This window comes from Streptomyces spectabilis (assembly GCF_008704795.1).
GTDB classification, from domain to species: domain Bacteria; phylum Actinomycetota; class Actinomycetes; order Streptomycetales; family Streptomycetaceae; genus Streptomyces; species Streptomyces spectabilis.
Window position 1 is genome coordinate 2,248,113 of the sequence record NZ_CP023690.1, and the last position, 13,453, is coordinate 2,261,565.

General features: G+C 69.4%; 9 protein-coding genes. 5 read left to right on the forward strand and 4 right to left on the reverse strand.

Annotation, left to right across the window (positions count from 1 at the left end; all coding sequences use genetic code 11):
* Window positions 1-26: 26 nt before the first annotated feature.
* Together CP982_RS09575 and CP982_RS09580 are read left to right on the forward strand one after the other, a co-directional pair.
* Window positions 27-917, forward strand: coding sequence for a RecB family exonuclease (locus CP982_RS09575; RefSeq protein ID WP_150510115.1), 891 nt, complete (start codon window positions 27-29; stop codon window positions 915-917).
* A 15-nt stretch (window positions 918-932) separates the two neighbouring features.
* Complete coding sequence (locus tag CP982_RS09580) at window positions 933-1,604, forward strand: response regulator (protein ID WP_016639462.1); 672 nt, start codon at window positions 933-935, stop codon at window positions 1,602-1,604.
* Between the two features lie 108 nt (window positions 1,605-1,712).
* Here CP982_RS09580 and CP982_RS09585 read toward each other — a convergent pair whose 3' ends face one another.
* The 4 genes from CP982_RS09585 to metH all read right to left on the reverse strand — a co-directional run bounded on the left by CP982_RS09585 (window position 1,713) and on the right by metH (window position 9,680).
* Window positions 1,713-3,290, reverse strand: a complete 1,578-nt coding sequence (locus tag CP982_RS09585; protein ID WP_150510116.1) for an ABC transporter substrate-binding protein — start codon at window positions 3,288-3,290, stop codon at window positions 1,713-1,715.
* Window positions 3,291-3,333: 43 nt separating this feature from the next.
* Window positions 3,334-4,941, reverse strand: a complete 1,608-nt coding sequence (locus CP982_RS09590) for an ABC transporter substrate-binding protein (RefSeq protein ID WP_150510117.1) — start codon at window positions 4,939-4,941, stop codon at window positions 3,334-3,336.
* A gap of 376 nt (window positions 4,942-5,317) precedes the next feature.
* Window positions 5,318-6,028: an HAD family hydrolase gene (locus tag CP982_RS09595; protein WP_150510118.1), complete on the reverse strand. Its 711-nt coding sequence runs from the start codon at window positions 6,026-6,028 to the stop codon at window positions 5,318-5,320.
* Between the two features lie 121 nt (window positions 6,029-6,149).
* A complete protein-coding gene (gene metH, locus CP982_RS09600) occupies window positions 6,150-9,680 on the reverse strand; it encodes a methionine synthase (protein ID WP_150510119.1) in 3,531 nt (1,176 codons plus the stop codon).
* A 297-nt stretch (window positions 9,681-9,977) separates the two neighbouring features.
* On the opposite strand from metH, the gene CP982_RS09605 reads away from it, so the two are divergent.
* The 3 genes from CP982_RS09605 to glpK all read left to right on the forward strand — a co-directional run bounded on the left by CP982_RS09605 (window position 9,978) and on the right by glpK (window position 13,423).
* A complete protein-coding gene (locus CP982_RS09605; RefSeq protein WP_150510120.1) occupies window positions 9,978-10,742 on the forward strand; it encodes an IclR family transcriptional regulator in 765 nt (254 codons plus the stop codon).
* Between the two features lie 310 nt (window positions 10,743-11,052).
* Window positions 11,053-11,838 (forward strand): MIP/aquaporin family protein, encoded by a 786-nt coding sequence (locus tag CP982_RS09610; RefSeq protein WP_144002519.1) that lies wholly within the window; start codon window positions 11,053-11,055, stop codon window positions 11,836-11,838.
* Between the two features lie 46 nt (window positions 11,839-11,884).
* Window positions 11,885-13,423 carry a glycerol kinase GlpK gene (gene glpK / locus CP982_RS09615; protein ID WP_150510121.1) on the forward strand — a complete coding sequence of 513 codons (1,539 nt, stop codon included), beginning with the start codon at window positions 11,885-11,887 and terminating at the stop codon, window positions 13,421-13,423.
* Window positions 13,424-13,453: the final 30 nt, after the last annotated feature.

Consider the following 13,453-nt stretch of genomic DNA (forward strand, 5'->3'; position numbering starts at 1 on the left):
AGTGGTGGGTCGTAGGGTCTGTCGTCATGGAGACCAGGACCGACGCCGCGGTGGCGTCCGTGACGGCCGCGCGCCCGAATTCGCTGTCGCCCTCGCGCGCCAGCGACTTCATGCAGTGTCCGCTGCTGTATCGCTTCCGGGTGATCGACAAGCTGCCGGAGAAGCCGAGCGAGGCGGCCACGCGCGGCACCCTGGTGCACGCGGTCCTGGAGCGGCTCTTCGACGCGCCCGCGGCGGAGCGGACCGCGCCGCGCGCCAAGGCCCTGGTGCCGGGGCAGTGGGACCGGCTGCGGGAGGCGAAGCCGGAGCTGGCCGAGCTGTTCGCGGACGACGCGGAGGGCGAGCGGCTGACGCGCTGGCTGGCGGACGCGGAGCGGCTTGTCGAGCGGTGGTTCACCCTTGAGGACCCGACGCGCCTGGAGCCCGCCGAGCGGGAGCTGTTCGTGCAGGCCGAGCTGGAGTCCGGTCTGAAGCTGCGCGGGATCATCGACCGGGTGGACGTCGCGCCCACGGGCGAGGTCCGGATCGTGGACTACAAGACGGGCAAGGCGCCCCGCCCGGAGTACGCGGAGGGCGCGCTGTTCCAGATGAAGTTCTACGCCCTGATGGTGTGGCGGCTGAAGGGCGTGCTGCCGCGCCGCCTCCAGCTGGTGTATCTGGGCAGCGGCGATGTGATCACGTATGACCCGGTGCCGGCGGATCTGGAGCGGGTGGAGCGCAAGCTGCTCGCGCTGTGGGAGGCGATCGTCGCCGCGACCGAGTCGGGTGACTGGCGGCCGCGGCCGACGAAGCTGTGCGGCTGGTGCGACCACAGGGCCGTCTGTCCGGAATTCGGCGGCGCTCCCCCGCCGTATCCGCTTGCGGTGAGGCCGCCGGAGTCGGGCGGCGACGAGCAGGGCAGAATGGGCCCGGGCTAGGCGAAGGAGAGTTACGTGGCCATCCGCGTCCTACTGGTCGACGACCAGCCGCTGTTGCGCACGGGTTTCCGGATGATCCTGGAGGCCGAGCAGGACATCGCGGTCGTCGGCGAGGCCGGAGACGGCCTGCAGGCTCTGGATCAGGTGCGGGCCCTGCAGCCCGACGTGGTCCTCATGGACATCCGCATGCCGCGGATGGACGGGGTGGAGGCCACCCGGCAGATCACCGGGCCCGGCCGGGACGGCCCGGCGAAGGTGCTGGTCCTGACGACGTTCGACCTCGACGAGTACGTGGTGGAGGCGCTGCGCGCGGGCGCGAGCGGCTTCCTCCTGAAGGACGCTCCGGCGAACGAGCTGGTGCAGGCCATCCGGGTGGTGGCGGCCGGTGAGGCCATGCTGGCGCCGAGCATCACGCGGCGGCTGCTCGACAAGTACGCGGGGCATCTGCCGTCCGGCGACGAGCCGGTGCCGGACACGCTGCACACGCTGACCGAGCGGGAGGTGGAGGTCCTCAAGCTGGTGGCTCGGGGGCTTTCCAACGCGGAGATCGCCGCGGATCTGTTCGTGAGCGAGACGACGGTGAAGACGCATGTGGGGCATGTGCTGACGAAGCTGGGTCTTCGGGACCGGGTGCAGGCCGCGGTGTACGCGTACGAGAGCGGTCTGGTGCGGCCCGGGGCGCAGTAGCGCGGCGGGCCGGTGGTGGGCGTGCCCACACGGCCGGGACGTAGCGACGCGGGCCCCGCTTCCCCGAGGGAAGCGGGGCCCGCGTCGTTTCTGCTGGGCCTCGCTCGGTCAGTCCTTGCTCAGTTCCCAGAAGCGGAACACGGTCGAGGCGTCCAGGCAGGACTCCACGCCGTAGACGTTCTCGCGCACGACCGCGTACTGCTTGGCCTGCCACACCGGGAGGAGGGGGACTTCGGCGGCGACGATGTCCTGGAGCCGGCCGTAGTCCTTGTCGGTGGAGGTGCGGTCGCTCTGCGCGGCCGTGTTCGGGATGATCTTGCCGGTGATCGTGTCGTTCTCGTAGCGGTTCGACAGGACGTTGCCCTTGCCGAAGAACGGCTGCGTGAAGTTGTCCGGGTCCGGGTAGTCCGGCACCCAGCCCTTGACGTACACGCCGTACTTGCCGGCCTTGATGTCCTTCTCGTACTGCTCGAACTCGACGGACTTCACGTCCGCCTCGAACAAACCGCTGGCGTTGAGCTGCTTGGCTATGGCGCGCAGCTCCTGGTCGGTGGCCGGGCCGTAGCGGGACGGGGTGGACCACAGGGTGAGCCGGGCCTTGCCGTCGTAGCCGGCCTGGCGCAGGGCGGCGGCGGCCTTGTCGCGCTGCGGGCGGGCGCCGTAGGTGTCGAAGAAGGCGGTGTTGTGGCTGCCGATGCCGGCCGGGACGATCGAGTACAGCGGCGTGGCCGTGCCCTGGTACACCTGGTCGACGAGCGCCTCGCGGTCGATCAGATAGGCGAGGGCCTTGCGCACGCCGGGCTTGCCGACGACCGGGTCCTTCACGTTGAAGACCAGGTGCTGGACCTCGGCGCTGGTGCCCTCGACGACTTCGAGCTTGCGGTCGGTGTCCTGCTGGATGTCGGAGATGTCTGCGGCGGCGAGGCCTCGGTAGGCGACGTCGATCTTCTCGTCGGTGATCGCCTGCTTGAGGGCCTTGCGGTCGCTGTGGAAGAAGCGGAGGGTGACGCCCTCGTTCTTCGGCTTGGCGGAGCCGTGGTAGCCGTCGTTGACGGCGAAGACGGCCTCGTCCTTGCTGAAGGAGTCGAGCTTGTAGGGGCCGGAGCCCACGGCCTCGCCGTCGGTGCGGAGCTTGTCCGCCGGGTATGCGCGGTGGTCGACGATGGAGCCGGCGCCGGAGGCGATCTTGCTGGGGAAGGTCGCGTCGGGGACCTTCAGCTTGAAGACGACCGTCTTGGCGTTCGGCGTCCGGACGCTGTCGAGCATGGGGAACATCAGCGCCGGGCCCTTGCCGTCGTTGATCTTCATCATGCGGTCGAAGGAGAACTTGACGTCCTTCGAGGTGAGCGCGTTGCCGTTGCTGAACTTCAGGCCCTCGCGCAGCGTGCAGGAGTAGACCTTGGTGGTCCCGTCGGTGAAGCCGCACTTCTTGGCGGCCTCGGGCTCCGGTTCGGTGGCGCCCTTGGGGAAGCTCATGAGCGACTGGAAGACGTTGTTGAACAGCAGCCAGGAGCCCGGGTCGTAACCGGAGGCCGGGTCGGTGGCGAGGACGTCGTCGGACATGCCGACGACCACGGAGTCGCTGTCGTCGGCCGACCCGGAGGACTCGGAGCCACAGCCGGTCAGCAGGGCGGCGGCCAGGCCGGAGGAGAGGGGCAGGGCCAGCCACGGGTTACGGATTTTCACTTGCGTGCCTTGTCGTTGTTTCTGTCGGCGGGTGTGGCGTCGGTCAGTCGCCCACACCACGGGCGAGCTCCCACAACTGCAGGTTGGAGGAGGAGTTGAGAGCCCATTCGACGCCCGTGATGTCGTCACGTGCGGCGATGTACTGCTTGCCCTGCCAGAGCGGGAGCACCGGGACGTCCTCGGCCACGATGTCCTGGATCCGCTCGATGCTCTTGGCGGCGCTGAGGCGGTCGGCCTCGCGGCGCGAGCTGGGGATCAGCTCGTTGTTGATGGTCCGGTTGCGGTAGGGCGAGCTGAGGAAGTTGTCCTCGGCGAGGAACGGCGCCAGGAAGTTGTCGGCGTCGGGGAAGTCGGGGAACCAGCCCATGCCGTAGACGTCGTACTTGCCCTTCTGGGCGGCGGCGCGGAAGGTGTTCCAGACGTCGCCCTTGATGTCGACGTCGAAGAGGCCGCTGTCGTTGAGCTGCTGGCGCAGGACCTCGAACTCCTTCTTCGTGGCCGGGCCGTAGTGGTCGGTGGTGTAGTGCAGCGTCAGCTTCACCGGCGTGTCGATGCCCGCGCCGGCGAGCAGGTCCTTGGCCTTCTTCGCGCTGGGCTCGCTGTAGCGGTTGAAGAAGGAGTTGGAGTGGCCGGTGATGGTGGTCGGCACCAGGGAGTACAGCGGGTCGGCGGTGGAGCCGTAGACCTTGCCGACGAGCGCGCCGCGGTCGACGACCTGTGACATGGCCTGGCGGACGGCCTTGTCCTTCACGGTCGACGCGGAGGTGTTGAAGGCGAGGTAGCGGATCTCGAGGCCGGGCATGTCGACGAGGTCGACGTTCTTGCCCGGGTTCACGTCGAGCTGCTTGATCTGCTCCGGCGACATGGTGCGGGTCATCAGGTCGATGTCGCCGCTGTCCAGCGCCTTGCCCATGGCGGTGGTGGTGGCGAAGGTGCGCAGCTCGACCTTCTTGTTCTGCGGGGTGAAGGAGCCCTTGTAGTTCGGGTTCTTGGTGAAGACGGCCTTGACCAGCTCGTCGTCCTTCACTTCCTGCTTGACGGTGTACGGCCCCGAGCCGTCGAGGGCGAAGCCGTCGCGCAGCGCGTTCTTCTTGTAGTGGTCGGGGCTGACGATGCCCGCGGTCGGCGTGGCGAGCTTGTAGGGGAAGGTCGCGTCCGGGCTCTTCAGATGGAAGACGATGCCGCGCTCGCCCTGGACCTCGATGGTCTCGACGTTGGACACGAGCTGGGCGGAACCGCTGGGGTTGGCGATCTTCATGTCGCGCACGCGCTCGATGGAGAACTTCACATCGGCGGCGGTCAGCGGCTTGCCGTCGGCGAACTTGAGGTCCTTGCGCAGGGTGCAGGCGTAGCGTTCGTTGCCCGTGTCGGTGAAGCCGCACTTCTGCGCCGCCTCGGGCTCCGGCTCGCCGCCCCCGCGCGGCAGGGCCATGAGCGTCTGGAGGGTCTGGCGCAGTACGTTCCAGGATCCGGCGTCGTAGGCGTACGCCGGGTCGAAGGGAGCCGGTACCTCTTTGGAGGCCGTGAACCGGTCGGTGGTGCCCGCTGCGATGGGGTCGTCGCCGTCCCCGCTGCCCGAACCGCCACACGCGGCAAGCGCGGGGGCGAGCAGACCTATCAGGGCCGGCAGCACCAATGTCTTGCGGTTCATGCTGGACGTTCTCCAGAGCTCTTGATCCCGTGTTTCCGGCAACGGCGGGGTGGGGTTGATAGGGGCACGGGGGGTGGCATCGATGTTCTCGCGACGAGATTAGTCCGCACCACCAGGAGCGTTGACGGAGACTGGAGTTGGGCTGCCATCACGCAGGGATACCGGGCGTGGACGCACCGATAACCCGACACCGGAAGGTTTCGTGCACGGCCGGTCCAATCAGGACACAAGGGCATGCCCCAACCGGGGTGCACCACCCCACCTGCACAGGCTTCCGCAGCTGTCGACCCTCTTCCCAGTGGGAAAGGTCACACTTTCAACCGGGCGCGCTGTCTGGGCTTTTCGGCCATGGGCAGGTGGTTGGCTGGTTCCCCGCTCAGTTGCGCGCCGCGGGCGTGTTCATCAGGCCGTGCAGGAACGACAGGTCGACGTGTTCGAGGGAGGGCACGACGGTCCTCCCCGCGGCCGGGCCTATGGGCGCCACGGACGGCACGGCCACCACGCGGCAGCCCGCGGCCTCCGCGGCGGCCACGCCGGTGGCGGTGTCCTCGATGACCGCGCAGCGGGCCGGGTCTGCGCCGAGCCCGGACGCGGCGAGCAGATACGGGTCGGGGTGCGGCTTGGTGCGGGCCACCTCGTCGCCCGCGACGGTCAGGGCGAAGTGGTGGGCGCCGATGGAGCCGAGGACGCGGTCGATGATGCGTCGGTGCGAGGCGGAGACCAGAGCCATCGGCACCTCGTGGGCGGACAGCTCGGCGAGGAGTCTGGCGGCGCCGGGCATCAGCGGCAGGGCGCGGCCGATGCGGTCCTCGAAGCCGTCGTTGAGCAGGACCGTCAGCTCGTCGAGGGTGATGTCGGCGCCGGTGGCCTCGATGAGGAAGCCCGCGCTGCGGGACATGGGGCCGCCGACGACGATGTCGCGCCAGGACTCGTCGAGGGAGTGGCCGAGCGCGGCGAACACCTCGACCTCGGCGTCCCACCAGAAGCCCTCGGTGTCGACGAGCGTTCCGTCCATGTCGAGGAGAACGGCCTGCAGGGCGGAGCCTTCGGCCGTTCGGGTACCGAGTGCGGGGACCGTACTGGTCATCCGTACACCTCCATGAGGGACGAGAAGGCCGGCCCCCAGAAGGAGACCGGCCTGTACTGGACCGACCAGTGTACGACTCGTCCCGCGCGAACGCTCTTGGATAACGACCGGTTGGACGGCCTCAGCGCGCGTTGAAGTACTTCGCTTCCGGGTGGTGGATGACGATGGCGTCCGTGGACTGCTCGGGGTGGAGCTGGAACTCCTCGGAGAGCTCGACGCCGATGCGCTCGGGCCGGAGCAGCTCGGCGATCTTCGCGCGGTCCTCCAGGTCCGGGCAGGCGCCGTAGCCGAGCGAGAAGCGCGCGCCGCGGTACTTGAGCGCGAACATGTCCTCGACGTCGGCGGGGTCCTCGCCGCCGAAGCCGAGTTCGGCGCGCACGCGCGCGTGCCAGTACTCGGCGAGGGCCTCGGCCAACTGCACGGACAGGCCGTGCAGTTCGAGGTAGTCGCGGTAGGAGTCGGAGGCGAACAGCTCGGCGGTGGCCTCGCCGATCCTGGAGCCCACGGTGACGACCTGGAGGCCCACCACGTCGGTCTCGCCGGACTCCTCGGGGCGGAAGAAGTCCGCGAGGCACAGATGGCGGCCGCGGCGCTGGCGCGGGAAGGAGAAGCGGGTGCGCTCGTTGCCCTGCTCGTCCAGGATGATCAGGTCGTCGCCCTTGGACACGCACGGGAAGTAGCCGTAGACGACGGCGGCTTCGAGCAGGCCCTTGGTCTGCAGGTCGTCGAGGAGGCCGCGGAGCCGGGGCCTGCCCTCGGTCTCGGCGAGCTCCTCGTACGTCGGTCCGTCGCCGGTACGCGCCTGCTTCAGGCCCCACTGGCCCTTGAACAGGGCGCCCTCGTCCAGCCAGGAGGCGTACTCCTTGAGCTGGATGCCCTTGATGACGCGGGTGCCCCAGAACGGCGGCGTGGGCACGGGGTTGTCGACGGCGACGTCGGAACGCGCCGGGCCCTCGGGCTCCTTGACCTCGATCGCGGCGGCGTCGCGCTTGGGCACGCGGCGCTGCTTGAGCTCGGGCAGGGTCGCGCCGGGCACGCCGCGCTTGACCGCGATGAGGGCGTCCATCAGGCGCAGGCCCTCGAAGGCGTCGCGGGCGTAGCGGACCTCGCCCTCGTAGATCTCGTGCAGGTCCTGCTCGACGTAGGCGCGGGTGAGGGCGGCGCCGCCGAGGATGACCGGGTAGTCGGCGGCCATCTGGCGCTGGTTGAGCTCCTCCAGGTTCTCCTTCATGATCACGGTGGACTTGACCAGGAGGCCGGACATGCCGATGACGTCGGCCTTGTGCTCCTGCGCGGCGTCCAGGATCGCGGCCACGGGCTGCTTGATGCCGAGGTTGACCACGTTGTAGCCGTTGTTGGACAGGATGATGTCGACGAGGTTCTTGCCGATGTCGTGGACGTCGCCGCGCACGGTGGCGAGGACGATGGTGCCCTTGCCCTCGGAGTCGGACTTCTCCATGTGCGGTTCGAGGTGGGCGACCGCGGTCTTCATGACCTCGGCGGACTGGAGCACGAACGGCAGCTGCATCTGGCCGGATCCGAACAGCTCGCCGACGACCTTCATGCCCTCCAGGAGGGTGTCGTTGACGATGTCGAGGGCCTTGCGGGTCTCCAGGGCCTCGTCAAGGTCGGCCTCCAGGCCGTTCTTCTCGCCGTCGATGATGCGGCGCTTGAGGCGCTCCTCAAGGGGCAGGGCCGCCAGCTCCTCGGCCTTGCCGGCCTTGAGGGACTTGGCGGTGGCGCCCTCGAACAGGGCCATCAGCTTCTGCAGCGGGTCGTAGCCCTCGGCGCGGCGGTCGTAGATCAGGTCGAGGGCGGTGGTGACCTCCTCGTCGCTGAAGCGCGCGATCGGCAGGATCTTCGAGGCGTGCACGATCGCGGAGTCGAGGCCCGCCTTGACGCACTCCTCCAGGAAGACGGAGTTCAGCAGGATGCGGGCGGCCGGGTTGAGACCGAAGGAGATGTTGGACAGGCCGAGCGTGGTCTGGACGTCCGGGTGGCGCCGCTTGAGCTCGCGGATCGCGTCGATGGTGGCGATGCCGTCCTTGCGGGACTCCTCCTGACCGGTGCAGATGGTGAAGGTCAGGGTGTCGATGAGGATGTCCGACTCCAGGATGCCCCAGTTCCCGGTGAGGTCGTGGATGAGCCGCTGGGCGATCTCGACCTTCTTCTCCGGGGTGCGGGCCTGGCCCTCCTCGTCGATGGTGAGGGCGATGAGGGCGGCGCCGTGCTCCCGGGCCAGCTCGGTGACCTTGGCGAAGCGGGACTCGGGGCCGTCGCCGTCCTCGTAGTTGACGGAGTTGATGACGGCGCGGCCGCCCAGCTTCTCCAGGCCCGCCTGGATGACGTCGACCTCGGTGGAGTCCAGGACGATCGGCAGCGTGGAGGCGGTGGCGAAGCGTCCGGCGAGCTCCTCCATGTCCGCGACGCCGTCGCGGCCCACGTAGTCGACGCACAGGTCGAGCATGTGGGCGCCCTCGCGGATCTGGTCGCGGGCCATCTCCACGCAGTCGTCCCAGCGGCCGTCCAGCATGGCCTCGCGGAACTTCTTGGAGCCGTTGGCGTTGGTGCGCTCGCCGATCGCCATGTACGACGTGTCCTGGCGGAACGGGACAGTCTGGTAGAGCGAGGCGGCGCCCGGCTCGGGGCGCGGGTCGCGCGTGGTCGGCGTGAGGCCGCGCACCCGCTCGACGACCTGGCGCAGGTGCTCGGGCGTCGTACCGCAGCAGCCGCCGATGAGGGACAGGCCGTACTCGTTGACGAACGTCTCCTGGGCGTCGGCCAGCTCGGCGGCCGACAGCGGGTAGTGGGCGCCGTCCTTGCCGAGGACCGGCAGGCCCGCGTTGGGCATGCAGGCGAGCGGGACGCGCGAGTGGCGGGCCAGATAGCGCAGGTGCTCGCTCATCTCGGCCGGGCCGGTGGCGCAGTTCAGCCCGATCATGTCGATGCCGAGGGGCTCCAGGGCGGTGAGCGCGGCGCCGATCTCCGAGCCGAGGAGCATGGTGCCGGTCGTCTCGACGGTGACGGAGCAGATCAGCGGCAGGTTCGTGCCGGTGGCCTCCAGGGCGCGGCGGGCGCCGAGCAGGGCCGACTTGGTCTGGAGCAGGTCCTGGGTGGTCTCCACCAGGAGGGCGTCGGCGCCGCCCGCGATCATGCCCTCGGCGTTCTGCTGGTAGGCGTCGCGCAGCACGGTGTACGGGGCGTGGCCGAGGGTGGGCAGCTTGGTGCCGGGGCCCATGGAGCCGAGCACCCAGCGCTGCTGGCCGGTGCGGGCGGTGAACTCGTCGGCGACCTCGCGGGCGATGCGGGCGCCGGACTCGGAGAGCTCGAAGACGCGCTCGGGGATGTCGTACTCGGCGAGGGCGGCGAAGTTCGCGCCGAAGGTGTTGGTCTCGACGCAGTCGACGCCCGCGGCGAAGTACTCCTCGTGCACGGAGCGCACGATGTCGGGACGGGTGACGTTCAGGACTTCGTTGCAGCCTTCCAGGTTCTGGAAGTCGTCGAGGCTGGGGTCCTGTGCCTGCAGCATCGTGCCCATCGCGCCGTCGGCGACCACCACACGGGTGGCGAGCGCCTCGCGGAGGGCGTCGGCTCGGTTCCCGGCGGAGGCGTCCGCTGCGGAACCGGATGAGGGGGTCGGCGACGAGGCCATGAATGAGCTCCCTGGAGTGCGACGGCTGTCGGCTTTGCGGCTTCCCGTGGAAGGCGCACCCGGTCAGCGTAGCCGGGACGGGCGTTTTGGTGTGAGGCCATTCCACGGGACGGACGTGTGGCTGGAAATCGCCGTCGGAGGGGCTGCCACGAAACGAGGGGGTGCTCACCCTTAGCCAGAGGTCGGCAACGACCGATAGTGTTCAGCATTGCCGAACGGCGACCCCGTTGGCGAGGTAGCCGCGGAACGAGTGCCCGGCACAGGGGTGCGGGACACGGGATGGAGGAAAGGGCTGCGATGGCACGCAACATCCAGTCGCTCGAACGGGCCGCGGCGATGCTGCGCCTGCTCGCGGGCGGCGAGCGCCGGCTCGGCCTCTCGGACATCGCCTCCGCCCTCGGCCTGGCCAAGGGCACGGCCCACGGCATCCTGCGCACCCTCCAGCAGGAGGGCTTCGTGGAGCAGGACGCCGCGTCGGGGCGCTATCAGCTGGGCGCGGAGCTGCTGCGGCTCGGCAACAGCTATCTGGACGTGCACGAGTTGCGGGCCCGCGCCCTGGTGTGGACCGACGACCTGGCCCGCTCCAGCGGCGAGAGCGTGTACCTGGGCGTGCTGCACCAGCAGGGCGTGCTGATCGTGCACCACGTCTTCCGGCCCGACGACAGCCGCCAGGTCCTGGAGGTGGGGGCCATGCAGCCGCTGCACTCCACGGCGCTCGGCAAGGTGCTCGCGGCCTACGACCCGGTGGCCCACAGCGAGGCCCTGGAGAGCGAGCGGCGGGCCTTCACGGACCGGACCGTCTGCGACTCCGAGTCCTTCGAAGGCGTCCTCGACCTCACGCGGGCGCGCGGGTACGCGACCGACGAGGAGGAGACCTGGGAGGGCATCGCCTCCGTGGCCGCGCCCATCTACGACCGGCGGCGGATGCCGGTGGGGGCGGTCGGAGTCACCGGGGCCGTCGAGCGGGTGTGCCCGGACGGTGAGCTGCGGGCCGAGCTGATCGCGGCGGTGCGGGACTGTGCGCGGGCCGTCTCCCGGGACCTGGGCGCCAGCCGCTTCTGAGGCCTCGCGGGACGCCCCGGCGCGCCCATGGGCGCGCCGCTCGCGCAGGCGCCCCTTCTCCGGTCCGGGCTCCGCCCACCGATAGGGCGAAACGATCAATAACGATCGTGTTTTCAATTACAGAAGTCTTGACGCGCTGGTAACCCCAGAGTCAGACTCGCGTCCACCGGTCGGCATTGTCGAACAGCTAACGGCATTACGCGTTAGAGTGGGGCGAGCCAAGGGCCGGCAACGCCCTCACCTGAGGGCGCGGACCACCGGAGGGACCCGGGGTTCGGCTTCCCCTGGACGAAGGACAAAGGAGTCGCGGGTGTCCAGCCACGACATCTTCCTCGGCGAGACCATCGGTACCGCCGTTCTCATTCTGCTGGGCGGTGGCGTGTGCGCCGCCGTCACGCTCAAGCGCTCGAAGGCCAAGGACGCCGGCTGGCTCGCCATCACCTTCGGGTGGGGCTTCGCGGTGCTCACGGCCGCCTATCTGGCGGGTGGCGTCTCGGGCGCCCACCTGAACCCGGCGGTCACCATCGGCCTCGCCGTCGAGGGCGGCACCAAGTGGGGCGACGTACCGCTCTACCTGGGCTCGCAGCTCCTGGGCGCCATGATCGGCGCGGTGCTCGTGTGGGCGACGTACTACGGGCAGTTCCAGGCCCACCTCACGGACCCCGAGATCATCAAGGCGCAGCCCGCCGAGGAAGGCCTCGTCGACCAGAAGGCGGCCCCCGCCGCCGGTCCCGTGCTCGGCGTCTTCTCCACCGGACCGGAGATCCGCAACGCCGCGCAGAACCTCATCACCGAGATCATCGCCACGACCGTGCTCGTCCTGGCGATCCTCACCCAGGGCCTCAACGACGGCGGCAACGGCCTCGGCACCCTCGGTGCCCTGATCACCGCGCTCGTCGTGGTCGGCATCGGCCTCTCGCTCGGCGGCCCCACGGGCTACGCCATCAACCCGGTCCGCGACCTGGGCCCCCGCATCGTCCACTCGCTGCTCCCGCTCCCCAACAAGGGTGGCTCCGACTGGTCGTACGCGTGGATTCCCGTGGTCGGTCCGCTGATCGGCGGCGCTCTCGCCGCTTTCCTCTTCAAGCTGTTCTGAGCGAACCCGCCGACCACACGACCACGACGTACTTCAGGAGCACACCGTGACCGACGCGCACACCGCAGGCCCCTTCATCGCGGCGATCGACCAGGGCACCACGTCCAGCCGCTGCATCGTCTTCGACCGGGACGGCCGCATCGTCTCCGTCGACCAGAAGGAGCACGAGCAGATCTTCCCCAAGCCGGGCTGGGTCGAGCACAACGCCACGGAGATCTGGACCAACGTCCAGGAGGTCGTCGCCGGGGCCATCGAGAAGGCCGGCATCACCCGCGACGACATCAAGGCCATCGGCATCACCAACCAGCGTGAGACCACGCTGCTGTGGGACAAGAACACCGGCGAGCCGGTGTACAACGCCATCGTCTGGCAGGACACCCGCACCGACGCGCTCTGCAAGGAGCTCGGGCGCAACGTCGGCCAGGACCGCTTCCGGCGCGAGACCGGTCTGCCCCTCGCCTCCTACTTCGCCGGGCCCAAGGCCCGCTGGCTGCTCGACAACGTCGAGGGCGTGCGCGAGCGCGCCGAGGCGGGCGACATCCTCTTCGGCACCATGGACTCCTGGGTCATCTGGAACCTGACGGGCGGTGTGAACGGCGGCAAGCACGTCACCGACGTCACCAACGCCTCCCGCACCATGCTGATGAACCTGCACTCCATGGAGTGGGACGAGCGCATCGCCGAGTCCATCGGCGTGCCGATGCGGATCCTGCCCGAGATCCGCTCCTCCGCCGAGGTCTACGGCGAGGTCAGCGGCGGCAAGCTCGGCGACCTGCTCGGCGGCATCCCGGTCGCCTCCGCCCTCGGCGACCAGCAGGCGGCCCTGTTCGGCCAGACCTGCTTCGAGGAGGGCGAGGCGAAGTCCACGTACGGCACCGGCACGTTCATGCTGATGAACACCGGTGAGAAGGCCATCAACTCCTACTCGGGGCTGCTCACCACCGTGGGCTACCAGATCGGCGACCAGAAGCCGGTCTACGCCCTGGAGGGCTCCATCGCCGTCACCGGTTCGCTGGTGCAGTGGATGCGGGACCAGATGGGTCTGATCAACTCCGCCGCCGAGATCGAGACGCTCGCGTCCTCGGTCGAGGACAACGGCGGCGCCTACTTCGTGCCGGCCTTCTCCGGTCTGTTCGCCCCGTACTGGCGCTCCGACGCCCGCGGTGTGATCGCCGGTCTGACCCGGTACGTCACCAAGGCGCACATCGCGCGCGCCGTCCTGGAGGCCACCGCCTGGCAGACCCGCGAGATCACCGACGCCATGACGAAGGACTCCGGCGTCGAGCTCGCGGCCCTCAAGGTCGACGGCGGCATGACCTCCAACAACCTGCTGATGCAGACCCTCTCGGACTTCCTGGACGCGCCCGTGGTGCGTCCGATGGTGGCCGAGACGACCTGCCTCGGCGCCGCATACGCCGCCGGCCTCGCCGTCGGCTTCTGGTCTTCCACCGACGACCTGCGCGCCAACTGGCGCCGGGCCGCCGAATGGACCCCCCGCATGGACGCGGACACCCGCGCCCGTGAGTACAAGAACTGGCTCAAGGCCGTGGAGCGGACCATGGGCTGGCTCGAAGACGAGAGCTGACCACAGCTCAGCTGACGAGGAGCAATAACC

Coding starts and splice junctions, on each gene's coding strand:
- CP982_RS09590 (WP_150510117.1), bottom strand. CDS start 4,941: ATGAACCGCAAGACATTGGTGCTGCCGGCCCTGATAGGTCTGCTCGCC.
- metH (WP_150510119.1), bottom strand. CDS start 9,680: ATGGCCTCGTCGCCGACCCCCTCATCCGGTTCCGCAGCGGACGCCTCC.
- CP982_RS09605 (WP_150510120.1), top strand. CDS start 9,978: ATGGCACGCAACATCCAGTCGCTCGAACGGGCCGCGGCGATGCTGCGC.
- CP982_RS09595 (WP_150510118.1), bottom strand. CDS start 6,028: ATGACCAGTACGGTCCCCGCACTCGGTACCCGAACGGCCGAAGGCTCC.
- CP982_RS09575 (WP_150510115.1), top strand. CDS start 27: ATGGAGACCAGGACCGACGCCGCGGTGGCGTCCGTGACGGCCGCGCGC.